At 66.0% G+C, this 14,757-nt stretch carries 15 protein-coding genes; 6 read left to right on the forward strand and 9 right to left on the reverse strand.

The window, feature by feature from the left end; genetic code table 11:
• Positions 1-20: 20 nt before the first annotated feature.
• The 3 genes from KME82_RS22640 to KME82_RS22650 all read right to left on the reverse strand — a co-directional run bounded on the left by KME82_RS22640 (position 21) and on the right by KME82_RS22650 (position 2,506).
• Positions 21-590 (reverse strand): hypothetical protein, encoded by a 570-nt coding sequence (locus KME82_RS22640; protein ID WP_215496017.1) that lies wholly within the window; start codon positions 588-590, stop codon positions 21-23.
• Between the two features lie 28 nt (positions 591-618).
• Positions 619-1,104 (reverse strand): hypothetical protein, encoded by a 486-nt coding sequence (locus KME82_RS22645; RefSeq protein ID WP_215496018.1) that lies wholly within the window; start codon positions 1,102-1,104, stop codon positions 619-621.
• A gap of 280 nt (positions 1,105-1,384) precedes the next feature.
• A complete protein-coding gene (locus tag KME82_RS22650; RefSeq protein ID WP_215496019.1) occupies positions 1,385-2,506 on the reverse strand; it encodes a metallophosphoesterase in 1,122 nt (373 codons plus the stop codon).
• 348 nt (positions 2,507-2,854) lie between these two features.
• Between KME82_RS22650 and KME82_RS22655 the strand changes: the two genes are divergently transcribed.
• Together KME82_RS22655 and KME82_RS22660 are read left to right on the forward strand one after the other, a co-directional pair.
• The gene (locus KME82_RS22655) at positions 2,855-3,367 is read left to right on the forward strand and encodes an RNA polymerase sigma factor (RefSeq protein WP_286673223.1); all 513 of its coding nucleotides are present in this window, start codon (positions 2,855-2,857) and stop codon (positions 3,365-3,367) included.
• Positions 3,364-3,852 (forward strand): hypothetical protein, encoded by a 489-nt coding sequence (locus tag KME82_RS22660; protein ID WP_215496021.1) that lies wholly within the window; start codon positions 3,364-3,366, stop codon positions 3,850-3,852. The genes KME82_RS22655 and KME82_RS22660 overlap by 4 nt, the downstream gene beginning before the upstream one ends.
• An 18-nt stretch (positions 3,853-3,870) precedes the next feature.
• Here the strand turns inward: KME82_RS22660 and KME82_RS22665 are convergent, their stop codons facing one another.
• On the reverse strand, positions 3,871-4,281 hold the full coding sequence (locus KME82_RS22665; RefSeq protein ID WP_215496022.1) for a RidA family protein: 411 nt from the start codon (positions 4,279-4,281) through the stop codon (positions 3,871-3,873).
• A gap of 142 nt (positions 4,282-4,423) precedes the next feature.
• Between KME82_RS22665 and KME82_RS22670 the strand changes: the two genes are divergently transcribed.
• The 4 genes from KME82_RS22670 (at position 4,424) to KME82_RS22685 (ending at position 7,610) form a co-directional block, all read left to right on the forward strand.
• Positions 4,424-5,350: a LysR family transcriptional regulator gene (locus tag KME82_RS22670; RefSeq protein ID WP_215496023.1), complete on the forward strand. Its 927-nt coding sequence runs from the start codon at positions 4,424-4,426 to the stop codon at positions 5,348-5,350.
• Positions 5,351-5,516: 166 nt separating this feature from the next.
• Positions 5,517-6,011 carry a hypothetical protein gene (locus KME82_RS22675; protein ID WP_215496024.1) on the forward strand — a complete coding sequence of 165 codons (495 nt, stop codon included), beginning with the start codon at positions 5,517-5,519 and terminating at the stop codon, positions 6,009-6,011.
• Positions 6,012-6,049: 38 nt separating this feature from the next.
• The gene (locus KME82_RS22680) at positions 6,050-6,682 is read left to right on the forward strand and encodes a superoxide dismutase (protein WP_215496025.1); all 633 of its coding nucleotides are present in this window, start codon (positions 6,050-6,052) and stop codon (positions 6,680-6,682) included.
• A 19-nt stretch (positions 6,683-6,701) separates the two neighbouring features.
• Positions 6,702-7,610: a ZIP family metal transporter gene (locus tag KME82_RS22685; protein ID WP_252255479.1), complete on the forward strand. Its 909-nt coding sequence runs from the start codon at positions 6,702-6,704 to the stop codon at positions 7,608-7,610.
• A 58-nt stretch (positions 7,611-7,668) separates the two neighbouring features.
• Here the strand turns inward: KME82_RS22685 and KME82_RS22690 are convergent, their stop codons facing one another.
• The 5 genes from KME82_RS22690 to KME82_RS22710 all read right to left on the reverse strand — a co-directional run bounded on the left by KME82_RS22690 (position 7,669) and on the right by KME82_RS22710 (position 14,652).
• Positions 7,669-9,792 (reverse strand): WG repeat-containing protein, encoded by a 2,124-nt coding sequence (locus tag KME82_RS22690; protein WP_215496026.1) that lies wholly within the window; start codon positions 9,790-9,792, stop codon positions 7,669-7,671.
• The gene (locus KME82_RS22695; protein ID WP_215496027.1) at positions 9,792-10,931 is read right to left on the reverse strand and encodes a hypothetical protein; all 1,140 of its coding nucleotides are present in this window, start codon (positions 10,929-10,931) and stop codon (positions 9,792-9,794) included. Before KME82_RS22695 ends, KME82_RS22690 begins: the two co-directional genes overlap by 1 nt.
• Positions 10,932-11,314: 383 nt before the next feature.
• Positions 11,315-12,550, reverse strand: a complete 1,236-nt coding sequence (locus KME82_RS22700) for an alginate lyase family protein (RefSeq protein WP_215496028.1) — start codon at positions 12,548-12,550, stop codon at positions 11,315-11,317.
• Positions 12,551-13,256: 706 nt separating this feature from the next.
• Positions 13,257-13,733: a DUF4019 domain-containing protein gene (locus KME82_RS22705; RefSeq protein ID WP_215496029.1), complete on the reverse strand. Its 477-nt coding sequence runs from the start codon at positions 13,731-13,733 to the stop codon at positions 13,257-13,259.
• Between the two features lie 79 nt (positions 13,734-13,812).
• A complete protein-coding gene (locus tag KME82_RS22710; protein WP_215496030.1) occupies positions 13,813-14,652 on the reverse strand; it encodes an OmpA family protein in 840 nt (279 codons plus the stop codon).
• Positions 14,653-14,757 lie beyond the last annotated feature (105 nt).

Below are 14,757 nucleotides of genomic sequence, written 5' to 3' on the forward strand. Positions count from 1 at the left end.
TCCTGCTCGGACCGTTTGCATCAATGTTTCGCAGAGGGCACGAGTTCAAAATAGCCGACTAAACTGCGCTCGCGCGTACCAGGCAAGAAATCGCTACTCATAACCATGGAGATATAACGCGGCGCGCCATCATTAAGCTTCCACAAAAAAATTTGATACCCTTTTTCATCATCGTGATGAGAAAAAAAATACTCATCTTCATACCAAACGACCGGCTGCGGCACACCGCCCAATACCTGTCCGACATACCGGCTTGCCTTTGACCCTATCCGGGCGCTGTCCGTAAACCCAGGCTCAGTCAATACAAAGCGCTGATCAACGACGACAACCCTGTATTTTTCATTTAAATACTGTTCCAGCCATTGCACCATCGCGGCTTTCGCACGACGCTGCTCGTGTGGCGGAGACGGGCTGTCCCGCGGCGCGGGTGTCGCCGACTCTTGCAAACCGTCGAGCACGCTATCGCGTGACTTTACCGTCTGACACCCGCCCAACAGACATCCTGCCAAGAGTAGAAAGACAACCAGCAGGTGGCGTGGCTTAAAGCTGTGGGAGCCCGCTGTCGCGTATTGCTGTTCTTGCCTGGCCATGTCCAATGCCCCTTTAGATGTGCTTGTGTCAACGCTTGGCGGAAGATACGAGTTCAAAATAAACCACTAAACCGCGCTCGCGCGTGCCGGGCAAGAAATCATTGGTTATCACAAAATCTATATAGCGCGGCGAGCTAGCGCCGAATGCCCAAAGAAACATCATGTAGCTGTCATCGTCAAACCAGCCATCGGCGCGCATCGTTGCGCCCAAGGTCTGGGTGACATATTGATGCGCCTTGGAGCCGATCGCCGCAAAGTCGGTAGACCCGGGCGCGGTCAAGACAAAACGTCGACCCACCACCCGATATTCGTGTTTAAGATATTGCTCGACCCACTCCACCATCGCCGCTTTGGCGCGTCGCTGCTCGTGCTCAGGCGACACGCTGTCGTACGGCTCAGGTGTCGCCCACTCCTGTAAGTCTTTGAGCATGCTATTGGTTGGCTCGATGATTCTGCAGCTTGTCAGCGCGCAGCAGACCAGCAGAAGCAAGGCCACGAGAGGGCGAAATTTCAAGGCGAGTCTCCTTCTGCCAGTGCAGTCAGTGTAGACCGGGCCTGCCGTGGCCGCCGATGCCTTCGGCTTGTTTTTTTTGGCACACACAATAGTCGGCAGAGCGCATATAAAAACAGCAGTTATCGCCACCACCTGATGCCGTAAAAAAATTCAGCGGCAACGCCGGGTGGGAAGTCGCCGATAAAGCAAGCCGCCCGAAACGTCGAAGTCACCTCCGCTCAATTCCGCCACGTCCAGGTAGACGTCCTGCACTGCGATCGACCCAAGTCCCGCGATCCGCTCAAAGCGGCAGGCGCGTCCCGTCCAGCGTGCCGCGCTCCAGGCGTCCGTTCTCGACGAACAGCAGTTCGCCGGAGCGGCCTTCCTTGATGCTGCTGTCGACGGCTATGACGCGGCCGTCGAAGTAACTGCCGACGTGCTCCATCGAGGTATGACCGACAACGATGCGGCTCACGCCGAGGCGGTCGAGAATCGTCTGCACCTCGTTCTGGCCGAGCTCGCCTTGCTTGAAGTAGCCGCGATACCAGATCGGACTGGTCTTGCCGTCGTACAGCGGCGCGAACAGCGGGTCGTGTTTCACCGTGGCCTTGGCCAGGCCGAGCGACTGCCGATAACGCGCGTTGACCGTGTCGCGATCCAGATGCAGATCGAAATGGCCCGGCTCGATGCCGCCATGGACGAACAAAAGGTCGTCGATCTTCAGCATCGTCGGCAATGTGCGCAGCCACGCGCCCAGCACGCTGTCGGCGTCGTACAGCTGCGGATACGGCTTGCCCAGCAACTCGGCGCCGCGCAGGTACTTCGGGTTGACGTAACGCAGGTCGTCGTACAGCACCATCGTTTCGTGATTGCCGAGCAATACATGCACGTCGCCGCCGGCATCGCGCGCCTGCTGCTGCAACTGATACAGCAGCCAGAACGTCTCGGTGACGCGAGGACCGCGATCGAAGACGTCGCCGACCACGACCAGATGGCCGGTGCCGTAGTGCCAGCGAAGCCGCTTGTCGATGACACGATTGGCTTGCAGCAACCGCACGGCCAGATCGAACTGGCCATGGATGTCGGACAGGGCGACGATGCGGTCGACGCCGCTGACCGACGATGTCGATTCGGCGGCCGCTTTCGCCCTGACCTCGATGGGGTCGGGATAGCCACAGCGCAGCGGTATCCGCACCGGCCATCGCTGCGCCTTGAACGTCTTGCGGATCACCTTGCCGGCGCAGATCCACTGCGCCTGCACCTGCGCGCCGTCGTAGCTCAAGTAGGGGCCGTCGTCGATCGACGTCGCCGCAACCATTTCGGCTTCGGCGGATTCCTGGCTGCGCTCCTGCGCGAGGGCGGCGCCGCCCGCCGCGAGCGTCGACAGCAGGCATGCCGACAGGAGACGTGCGAAAGCGTTCATCGAAAGCGGATTCCGTTGGGGGCGACAGTACATCGGCGCGGCGCAAGACGCTCAAGCCTGGCACGACGCGCTCGCGCCGGCGTTGCCGAACCCGGCGCGGCGCGTGGCCGAATCTTGGCCGATCCGGCGCCGGTTCTCCAGCGCGCGGCCAGGGCGGCGCAAGCACGCGGCGACCGTCGACCGAGGCGTCCTGGCGGCCTCGGCGACACCGCATGAACCTTTTTCCCCCTTCGCCGACTACCTTAGCGACGAGTGAAGGAGAGTCCGCCATTGGACGAAAATGCATCCGACCGCGAACGCGCCGACCCAGCGCGCGCCGATCAAGCGCGCGCCGACCAGTTGCTGGTCGTGCGTTGCCAATTGGGCGAACGCGCGGCCTTCGACGACCTGATCCGGCGCTGGTCCGGCTCGCTGCATCGGTATGCGTTGAAGCTGACCGACGATCCCGAACTCGCCGACGACCTCACCCAGGAGGTCTGGCTGCGCGCGTTGCAAGGCCTTGGAAAACTGCGCGACGCCGCGCAGTTCCGCGCCTGGCTGTTCGGGATCGCGCACCGCACTTTCATGGATCGGCTGCGAAGTCGCTATGCGATGCCCGTCGACACCGGCATCGATCTGGAGGAACTGGCGGCGACTGACGCCATCGGTGACGACGAAGATCTCGATCGGGCGCTCGCCATCGGCATGGCATCGCTGCCGATCGTCGAACGCGAAGTGTTGACGCTGTTCTATCTGGAGGAACTGTCCATGGCCGATATCGCCACCGCGCTCGGCATTCCGGTCGGCACGGTCAAATCGCGGTTGTTCCGCGCAAGAGCGCTGTTGCGCCACTACATAGTCCCGCAGGAATCTCGCCCATGATCGCTCAATCGTCGCCACGCTCCTTGGATGAGGAACTTCGGCATCTGACCGCCGGTGCGCTGTCCACCCGTTCGCGCTATGGCCATGTCGCCCTGCTGCTGGCGGCGCTGATCATGTGCGTGTTGCTCGGCGCATTGCTGGCGACCGAGCCGGCGCTTCCAGGCCGCACCCGGGTCGCGTTCGCGGTCATGCTCGGCATCGGTGCCAGTTGGGTCGCGTATGCGGTGTGGGTGCTGCGGCATCGCAGGCCTCTGCTGGCCAATCATCGGGTCGTCGCGGGCTGGATGGCGGTGGTGTTCACCGCGTTGTTTTTCGCCGGTGCATCGGCGATGGCGATCGGCGCGGGCGGCCCGAGCTTGCAGGCCGCGGCCGCGATGGGTGCGGTGATGCTCGCTGTCGCCGTGGCCGTTCTGGTGCGCGCCTACCGCAACCTCGCCCGACTGCAGGCCCGGCGCCGCGAACTGGAACGGCAACTGGGCCTGTGACGAGCGCCTGGTTCTTCGTCACCCGACCTGCGCGCCGGCCTGCGGCAACTTCGCGATCACCTTGATCTCGAATTGGAAGCCGTACAGCCAGGTCACGCCGATGCCGGTCAGGGTCGGATACGGTGCGCTGCCCCAGTAATCGGGCAGCACGCTCCAGACCGTGTCGAAGTTGGTTTCGGGATCGACGATGAACACGGTCACGTCGATCACGTCGTCGAACGTGCAGCCCGCGGCGTGCAGGATCGCGTTGAGGTTGTCGAACGCGCGCCGCACCTGCGCGCTCAGTTCGGGCTCGGGCGAGCCGTCCTCGCGGCTGCCGACCTGGCCGGAGACGAACAGGAAACCGTCGGAGCGGATCGCCGGCGAGTAGCGATTGCGTTCGTAGAGCGCCTGGCGTCCGGCGGGAAAGACCACGTCGCGTTTTGTCACTGAGTTATCTCCATTGAGGCGTCGCGGCCGATCGCTGCGACGATGCGGGGACTCTAGGACAGCGGGTTTTGCGGATAAACAGGCCTACGCGGTCATCACTGTCCGTAGAATCCAAACAATCCCCGACCCGGCCGGAGCGCAGATGGACCGTTTCGATGCGATGCAGGCCTTTGTCCGCGTGGTCGAAGCCGGCAGCTTCACCAAGGCGGCGCAGACCCTGCACATGAGCAAGACCAGCGTGACCCAGCTGGTCCAGCAGTTGGAGGCGCGGCTGCGCGTGCGCCTGCTCAACCGCACCACGCGCAAGCTCGCCGTCACCGCCGACGGCGCCGCTTACTACGAGCGCGCGGTGCGCCTGCTGGCCGACATGGACGATGCCGAGACCAGTCTGTCCAGCGCCTCGTCCGCGCCCAAGGGCCGATTGCGGGTGGACGTGCCGAGCCCGCTCGCACGCATGATCCTTATGCCGGCCCTGCCCGCGTTTCATGCGCAATACCCCGACATCCAGTTCGACATGGGCGTGAGCGATCGCATCGTCGACCTGATCGGCGAGCACGTCGACTGCGTGGTGCGCGGCGGCGCGCTCACCGATCAGTCGTTGATGGCGCGGCATGTCGGCGACCTGCAATTGCGCGTGTACGCGGCGCCGAGTTATCTGCAGCGCGCGGGCACGCCCTCGCATCCGCAAGAACTGGAGGACAGCCATCACCGCATCGTCGGCTTCCATTGGGCGCGCAGCGGCAAGGTCTTTCGTTACGCCATGCATCGCGGCGTGGAAAGCATCGACGTGCAAGGCCGCTACGTGCTCGCGGTCGACGACGGCAATGCCTATCTCGCCGCGGGCCTGGCCGGCATGGGCGTGCTGTGGCTGCCCGATTACATGGCCATGCCGCACGCGGCGCTCGGCGAACTGATCCCTTTGTTCCAGGACTGGCGGCTGGAGCCGATGCCGTTGTACGTCGCGTTCCCGCCCAACCGGCATGTCAGCCGCAAATTGCGGGTATTCATGGACTGGATCGCCGAACTGATGGCGCAGCACGCGCCGATCACCACCCGGCCCGATCCATGAACGTCGCCATGGAAGCGTGATCCAGGTCGAGTCGTGAACGCCTGATCGGCCGGCCGATGCCGTCGATGCGACTGGACGGATCGAACGGCGCGTGGCTATCATCCCAGCGCCTGAATACGCACGCAGATCCTCACGCAAAGGGCCCCTTGCAACCAAGGAGCCGCCCATGCGTGCGCTGTCCAGCCTTGAATCGATCCCGCACCCGGATGCGCAAACCGGCCTCGCGCAATGGCGCGAACTGACCCGCCAGGCCAACGCGGCCTTCGACCGACGCCAATTCGCGCATGCGCAACGCCTGTATCGACACGCGTTGCAGACAGCGCTCGCGCTGATCGCAAGTCCCGCGTTCGCCGCCTGCCCTGACGACTGCCTCGCCGCCCTGGTCGTGGCCCATCACAACGTGTCCGAAACCCATCGCCAGCGCCGCGATCCGGCCGGCACGCTCGAACACTTGTGCCTGCCGCACGAAGCCCTGACCCGGATCGCCGCCGATCCGCACGTACCCGACGACGCGCGCCGCTGCGCCGTGCGTCACATGAGCCGGACCCGGCTCGCCCTGCTCGACTGGCAGACCCGCCACGGCGCCTGCGCGAAAACCCAAGCGTTATTGCGCGACGGCCTGTCGGCGTTGTCGTCGCTGGGCGATGTCGCGTTGCACTGATCCGCTGAGTCCTTTCTCCCGCCTTCGGACAATCGAACATGACCTACGAACTTCCCGCCCTGCCCTACGCCTTCGATGCACTCGAGCCGCACATCGATGCCAAGACGATGGAGATCCACCAAAGCAAGCATCATCAGACCTACGTCAACAATCTCAACGCCGCGCTGCAAGGCAGCGAACACGAAGGCATCGCGGTGGAAACGCTGATCACCACGATCGACCACCTGCCCGAAAACCTGCGCGCGCCGGTGCGCAACAACGGCGGCGGCCACGCCAATCACAGCCTGTTCTGGACGGTGATGGCGCCGGCCGGCCAAGGCGGCGGCGGCCGGCCCGACGGCGCCTTGGTGCAAGCGATCGAATCCGATCTGGGCGGTTTCGATGCATTCAAGGACGCCTTCACCAAGGCCGCGCTTACTCGCTTCGGCAGCGGCTGGGCCTGGCTGGTGGTGGGCGCGGACGGGCGGCTCAATGTGGAGAGCAGCGGCAACCAGGACAGCCCGTTGATGGTTGGGATCGGCTCGGGCGGCGTGCCCATCCTCGGCCTGGACGTGTGGGAGCACGCGTATTACCTGAAGTACCAGAACCGGCGCCCGGACTACATCGCCGCGTTCTACAACGTGGTGAATTGGCCGGAAGTGGCGAGGCGATATGCCCAGGCGCAGAACTGATTCCGGCGACGAGGGTGCGATGAGCGACGCGCGCGCGACGCGGCTCGGCCGCAGGCTGAGCGTGGCGCAATGGTTCGGGCTGGCGATCCTCGCGCTGGGCGCGATGGCGATGATCGCCGACGCCTGGCGCTTCATCGACAGCGTGCCGGCGGTGCGCGCCGCCTTCGTCGGCGGCTCGGTCGCGGCGCTGGCCACCGCGCTGGGCGCGCTGCCGGTGTTGTTTTCGCAGCGCCTGTCCGATCGCATCCAGGACACCCTGTTCGGATTCGGCGCCGGCGTGATGCTCGCGGCCTGCGCGTTCTCGCTGATCATTCCGGGCCTCGCGGCGGCGCAGGCGACCGCCCAGTTCGGCGGCGGCGAACGCGGCGCCAGCCTGGTGATCGGCCTGGCCGTGCTGCTCGGCGGCGCGACGATCATGCTGATCGATCGCGTCGTGCCGCACGAGCACTTCATCAAGGGACGCGAAGGACAGTCGCCGGGAAAACTGCGCCGCACCTGGCTGTTCGTGTTCGCCATCGCGCTGCACAACCTGCCCGAAGGCCTGGCGATCGGCGTGGGTTATGCCGGCAACGAGGGCGCGGTGCGGGCCAATGCATTGGCGATCGGCATCGCGATCCAGGACGTGCCCGAAGGGCTGGTGGTGGCGGTCGCGTTGTTGGCCGCGGGCTACGGCCGGTTATGGTCGGTGTTCATCGGCGCGGCGAGCGGGTTGATCGAACCGGTCGGCGCGGTGCTCGGCGCGGCCGTGACCAGCCATTCGCATGCGTTGCTGCCGTGGGGGCTGGGCTTCGCGGCGGGCGCGATGCTGTTCGTGATCAGCCACGAGATCATTCCCGAATCGCATCGCAAGGGCCATGAGAGTTTCGCCACGGCCGGGTTGATGATCGGGTTCGTGCTGATGATGGTGCTGGATACCGCGCTGGGATAGCGCCGACCCAATCGGTCGGCGCTGCGCATTCGATGCTACACACAGGCGAAGGCGAGGTTCACGGCAGATTCGGATTCGGCGCGGGATCGGTGCGGCGCCAACGCTCGGGCAGGCCGTAGTCCTTGCAGGTGCTGCAGGTCCACGCCTGTTCGCTCGCGGCCTGCAGGATCAGGCGCGGCGCCTCGGGATCGACGCAGGCCTTGTCGGACACGTCCGCGCCCGGCATCAGGATGTCGAAACCGTTGTCGCGCTCGCAGTAGTACTCCAGATAGTCGAGCTCCGGCCCCTTGCGGTCGCGGATCATGCCCAGGTCGAGAATCGCGGTCGAAGCGTCCACCAGGATCATCGGCGCCACCGGCCGCGACAGCGCGCCGCGCTGCGCCGCGGCCTGGACCTGCGCGGCGTCGGTGTAGTCCGCCGGCACGTAGCGGCCGGCGTAAGGCGCATGCACGCTGGATACCGGTGCCTGCTGTTCGCGGATCTGGCGCGAGATCATCTCGCGCAGGCGGGCCGCCTTCTGCGGGGACAGGCCGTCGACCTGGCGCCCGTTCTCATCGTTTTCGTCGCGGTACACGGTCACCCGTCCCCAACGATCCGGCGAGTCGATGTTGTAGTACTCGAACGGCACTACTACTTTTCCCTCCATGTCGATTACGCCGTGCTTGCCGCCGCGTTGAGCGTCGACGACCACGAACTCCGGCCAAGGCGCCTTCAAGCCCATCGGCCAGTAGCTGTCTTGCGGGTCGAGGTATTGATACTCGTGCGCGAACACCGGCTTGCCGCTGCGCAGGTCGTACAAGGTATAGCGATCGCGGTCTTCGCCTTGGCCGGAATAATCGGTGTCCGAAAACATCACATACGGCGCGGGCAGGTCGCTGTTCGGCGCGGTGCCGCTATGCTTGGCCTGGATCCGCCAACGTCCGTCGCTGTCGATCACGCCCGTCTTGTCGCCGAGCTTGACGATGTACAGCGCCAGGCTCGGATAGTGCGCGATCACCTGCCTCTCGGCCATCGGCAGGATCACGCGTCCGTCGGCGTCGACCACGCCGGCGTGGGAGCGGATGCCCTCAACCCAGCGCAGGGTGGAGAATTGCGGCGGCGCCTTGTTGCCGTCCCGCTCCGCGAAGGCGATCGGCAAGGTTTCGATCCGGTCGTAGTCCGGCTTGACCAGCCAGCGACCGTCGCGGTCGGCAAGGCCCTCGCGTTCGTCGGCGCCATCGGACGTGGCCACGGTGACGACCAGGCGAGCGGCCTGGGTCTGGCGGATGGAGCGGGCCTGCAACTCGGCGACACGGCGACCCGTCTTGTCCAGCAGCAGGACCGTGCGGTTCGCGTAGCGCGGCGCGGATTCGTCGCCGCCCTTCGCTTTGCCATATGGAATCGCAACCCAGCGCTGCGCCTCGGGCAGATAGTCGATCTGGGCGAACTCGCCGGGAAGGGCGGGCTTCGAGGTTTCGTCCAGCACGCGGCAGCGCGGCTCGTCGACGACGTCTTCGCCGACCGGGCGAATGCACTCGCGAATCCACGGCGAGCCCTCCAGCGCCTGGTAGTCGACGCCATCGCGGAATTGCGTCAGCGCCTTGCCGCTGCGATCGAACAACGCCGACTGGCCGCGTCGGGTTACCGCCAGCAAGGACGCAACCGCCTTGACCGAATCGTTGAGCGGCTCCAGCACGATCCGTCCCTGCGCATTCATCGCACCGGTGCGGCGCGCGCGCTGGAACGAGAACAGGCCGGTTCCCTCCAGGGCGTCGAGTTCGGCATACGCCGGCTCGGCCACCACACGGCCGTCCTCACGCACCAGACCGCCCTTGCCGCTCAGCAGCGGCGAGCCTTCGGTGCCGATCAGCATCACGTCCAGCGAGGGCTCGGGCGGCTCGACGTACTCGAACGGACCGGCGATGCGCTTGCCGCGCGCGTCGAGCAATTCGCCGCCAAGGCCGGCGCGGCTCAACCATCCGCCGCCGGGAAGACGGATCAGCTCGACGGTATCGACCGGCACCACCACGCGGCCTTGCGCATCGCGCAGGCCCTGGCCGGCCCAGCGGGTGAGCTCGTTGTTCAAGGTGAACACTTCGAGCGCGCCCTCGGCGGACTTGGTCGCCTCGGCGGCCGACAGCGGCGCGCACAACGATCCGGCGCAGACCAGCGCCAGCAGGGATTTGAACAGCGAGCCGCGCATCAGCGCTCTCCGATCGGACAGGAAGGAACGAAACTGGCGCGGTAGTCGAGCCAGATCGCGCGCGCGGACAGCAGCAGCGGCGCGCCGGGCTCGCTCGACAGGCGCGCGGGATCGATTTCGAACGCGGCCGTTTGCGCCATCGCGCCGCAACGCTGCGCGGCGAGTTTGCACAGGCTCGCCGACGCCGAAGGCGATCGCGGGCCGAGCCATTCGTCCCAACCGCCTTGCCCGTACGACGATTGCTGCGCCAGTCGGGTCAGCGTGGCCAGCACCGGCGCGGATCGACGCAGCAGTTCGGCGCCACCTGCGGCGGCGCGGAAGCGCTGCTCGATCGGCACGGTGAGGCCGTTGCGGCAATCGATCGCCAGCACCTGCTCGACCTGCGCGTCCTCGGGGACGTCCTGCGGCCAGCGTTCCACTTCGGTCCGCGAGGCGCGCGACGTCGCCTCGATGACGCCGTCGCCGCGATGGCGCAGCGAGTCCAGGTCGAACGCGGACAGCGAATCTTCCGCCGGCGCCGAGCGCGACCGACGCTCGCTCCGACGCGATGCCGTCGCCGCCGTCTTCGGTATCGGCAGCGGCGGCGCGTAGCACGCGACGGCCTGGTCGTATTGCGCGCGCAAGCGTTCGAACAGCGTCCGGGCGTCGGCGGGCGGCGCATCGCCGATGGCCGCATAGTCGTAGGCCACCGCGGGCTCCGGGCCCGGCTCGGGTGCTTGCGCCGAATCGTCCCGTCCACGCGGCGCCATCGCCAATGCGCAGGCCCGCCAGATTTCGCTGGTGTCCGGCCAGCGATGACTTGCCACTTCGTCCTGGCGCAAGGCGATCTGTTGCAGCTGATCCTCATAAGTCTGATCGCGCCGCGCGACCGGCCGGTGGTCCGGGTCGAGCAGCAGCAACGCGGTATCCACGTACAGACCGCTGCGGCAGTCGATCAGTCGCTCCAGGTACTCGTAACGGCCGCGCGCGTTCTGCTCGGCGGTCCAGCCCTGTGAGGAGGTGCGCGGATAGCGCGACGCCGATTCCAGCAGGCCGTCGGCCCGAAGCTTCAATCGATCACGATCGACCGCATGGATGCCGTCGCCCATGAAGCGCCCCCAACGCTCGGACGTCGCATCGGCCTGCGATGCGTGCGCCACGCCCGCGTTCGCCAGCCCCAGAATCAGTGCGAACCATGCACCGTGCCCACGTCCATGTAACCACGCCATATGGCTTCACCACCGATGCGGATCAAGAAGGTCGGAGTTCGCGATGGCGCCGACGATGACTCCCGCAACCATTCTCCCATACCGCGGCGCGACCCAGTCGCGGACCGCGGGCTCGCGCTCGACCGTCTGTCTCTTCCCGATATTGAAGCGTCGTACGTACGCAGTGCGGTCAAGCTCGACGCGCCGAGGCGGCGCGATACATCGCGGCTCGGTCTGCCGTGCCCGCGCGGCCTCCAGGCCGCCGTTGCAGCGGCCTGGAGCTTGCCGATCATCGAAACCGCAAAGCCGCCGGCTACATCGCGTGACCGATGCGCTCAGTAGTCGTCGCGGCCATGAGTGGCGGTGGAATAGCCCAGGAACTCCGCCGCGCTTGCGTCCGGACGGCCGCGCTTGGTCGCGTTCTGGAAGTTGGGGATCGCCACGCCGCGATTGCGATAGCCGTTGACGGCGATATCGCTGTAGCCGGAATACAAGCCGTTGGATCGGCAATCGCGCACGCCTTCGCCGTACAGGATCGACTTGGCCATGTACTCCAGCCCGCGCGCGAAGCGCGGCTGCGACTCGCTGCCGATCGTCAGCGTCCACAGGCCGGTGTCGCCCTGGATCGTCGCGATTTCGGCGGCTTGCGCGATGCCGGCGAGCGAGTATTGCGGGTGATGGCAATCGCGCGCCTGCAGTTCCTGCACTTCGCCGCTGCTGTAGACGATCAGCGGAATCATCTGCTTCATCCGGTTAAAACCGGCGTTGTAGCGATTGGCGTCGTCCTGGTACACGCCCGCGGCCATCATCGCCAGCGCGCCGGACACGCCCCAGTTGTTGGTCCGGCTCGACGCCTGGTTGGCCTGCGCATAGAGCTTGTTGAGGTAGCCGTTGAAGCGATCCTGCTGGGCCGGCGTCCAGCCCGCCTCGCCGCCGTTGTGGTGACGGATGATCTCCGCCGCGCTCGCCCACACCGGCAAGCCCCAGGCCGCTTCCAGCCACGCCTGCGGCGCATCGGTGCCCGGCGCCAGGGTGAATCCGGTGAACTTCGACGACCACGCATCGAGGATCTGGATCGCCTTGTCGCGGTTGCGGGTGTCGCCGCTGACGGTCCAGCGCAGCGCGTTCAAGTACGCGGCCATGCTGTCGTTCTTCCAGCGGCTTTCCTGCGGACCGCCGGCGGCGCGCACCACTTCCACCGTCGCCAGCGCCGAATGCGCATAAGTGTGCGAGCCGCGATTGTCCTGCAGCAGCCGGTTGTAACCGGTCTTGATGGCGCTGTTCGCGCTGGACTGCACGGCCGCGCGGATAGTGTTGAGGCGGGCCTGGGTGACCAGCAGGCCGGGATGCTTGAACGGCGGGACTGCCTTGACGGATGCGTCGCCCGCGAGGTCGGCGCTGGCGAAGCCGATCGCGGCGCGATCGTGCGGGACTGCATCGTCCGCCGAAGCAATCGCAGTCGCGCCGTCGTGATCGGCTGCGTAACTCGCACCGGCCCAGCAGGTCAGCAGGGTCAGGGCCGTCGCGGTGAAACGCAGTTTCGCAGTGGGGAGCTTGCTGATGCGTGACATAAGCATCCTCGTTCGAGTCGTCGTAGGTTGGGGGGAGGCAGCGTCGATCACTAACCCGCGCTCGTAGCGAGTCCGTGCAAGGAACCGGTCGGTCGTTCGGTGCCGCGACGGCGGCCGTCGTCGTCGCGCTCTGCGACGCCGGGCCATGGCGCCGCGCGCGAGACGACAAGGGCTTTGTGTCGGGCGCGGAAGTCATGTTGCATGACTGCCAAAGCGAAAGTTGCGACTCGCTATGGATAAGCGGCGTTGCCGAAAGCGCGAAAACGCAGGTCGGTTTCGCAGTTCCGCACTCTGCTCGCGGCCTGGATGCGCGGCTTGTTCGCGCGAGTCGATTGGCGCGCAGCTGGCGCGGAACACCGGTGACGATCCACCGCCACGCTCGCGATCGGTCGTTCACGCCAATATCGGCGAGCCGTCGCGTCCGATACGTGAGCGCGCGCAAGAAAACACGCGATGGCTGAAGCGCTAATCGGCCCGCGGTGGGCGCTCGACGTGGGTTGCGATGCTTTGTTCACCGGCGGCCGAACACGGCAGCTCCCCGGCTTCGGCCGGCCTTGCAAAACCAGTCGCCACAAGGCGACCGGTCCGGCTCCAGCGAGCCGCGAGCGAAAGCCCGGAAATCCCGGGCTTCGTTATTTCGGGAGATCGGTCACTCAGCCTTAGCCGATGCGAAGCAAGGCGGATCGCATCGGTGACGGCGGCTTCGTCACTGGACGACGTAACCTGAAAACCGCCACAGGCCGTCTTCGTCCCGACGCAGGGAGACCAGTTCTTTCGCCTGCCGTCGGCCCTGGAACTGACTGGCGAATTCGATGCTGGCGTACAGGCCGGCCGGAAGCGGGCCGCCCTCGGCCACCACTTCGCGCCGCACCGCGATCCAGTTGCGCGCGTCGGCGGTCCCCAGCGGCTTGCGGGTCTTGCCGACATGGCCGACGAAGTCGGCGCGCTTGGCCGAACGCTTGGTCACGTTCGACGAGTTGTCCCAGAGCACGCCGGCCTGGTCGCGATCGATCGCCTGCAATATCTGCAGCGCGCTATTTGCCAGCGTATTGGGATCGATATCGCGCACAGCAGCCTGTTGCGGCGTGGCGGCCGGCCGCGGAGCCTGAGCTTGTCCCTGGGCGATCGCCGCGCCGGACAGGAGGCACAGCGCCATGGCCACCGTCGTCGTGATGCGTTTCATGGCCGTACCTCGGTCGTTGGGTGATGGATGGAAGCGATGAGCAAACCTGCGTCGCGGCGATGCCCGATCCCGTGGCGATTCACTGCTCCACCTCGGCCACGATCTCGACCCGGCGATTGGGCTGCAGGCAGGCGATCAATGCGGTTCGTTCCGCCGAAGCGTCGCAGCTGCCGATCACCGGCTCCGACTCGCCCCGCCCTTCGGCCGAGATCAATCGCGCCGGCACGCCTTCGTCGATCAACAACGCACGCACCGTCTGCGCGCGTCTTTGCGACAGCGCCTGGTTGGCCTGCTCGCTGCCGATCGTGTCGGTATGCCCGGTCACCCGCACCTTGCGCAGGTCTTTGGCATCGCGCAGTTCCGCCGCGATGCGCGCGATTTCGGCGCGACCGCTCGATTGCAGATCGCCGCGATCGGCCCGGCCGAACGCAAACAGCGCGTCCGCGGACAGCGAGTAACGGCGCGGCGCGACGGCGCTCGGCGCCGACGGCGGCGGTGCCGGCGCGACCGGTTCGCGCAGCAGGTCGGCGCAATCCTGCGGCTGCCAGTAGAAACTGCGCGCGAGATAATGCTGGTCGAAGATCACCTTGTACTGGCAGGTGGTCACCTCGCCATCGCGGCGAAAGTGAAAGAGGTAGTCCCACTCCCGCACGCCGGCATAGCCTTCGCGGAAGTGCGGGCGCCCCAGCAGGTGATAGAGCTGATCCTTGGTCACGCCGGCGGCCACTTGACGCAGGCTGTTCGGGTTGGGGAATGTCCCCTCTTTCAGGATCGCTCGCTCCTTCGCCGGAAACACCACTTCGGCCGGCACTCCATCGGGGGAAATGTCGCGACTCAGGTGCCGGGTGCCACAAGCGGACAACAGTCCTATCGCGATACTGCACACGATCGCTGCGCCAGCGAACCGGTTGGCTTGCATTGGAGATTCCTCGCTTTGACTGATGGCCGCCGGTCGGTGCGCGCGTAGCCGCGCCGCCGGGCAGTGTTCTGATTCGTTTGGATCGTTCGACCAAAGCGGCATCGA

Origin of the sequence: Lysobacter capsici, assembly GCF_018732085.1 — a bacterium.
Lineage (GTDB): Bacteria > Pseudomonadota > Gammaproteobacteria > Xanthomonadales > Xanthomonadaceae > Lysobacter > Lysobacter capsici_A.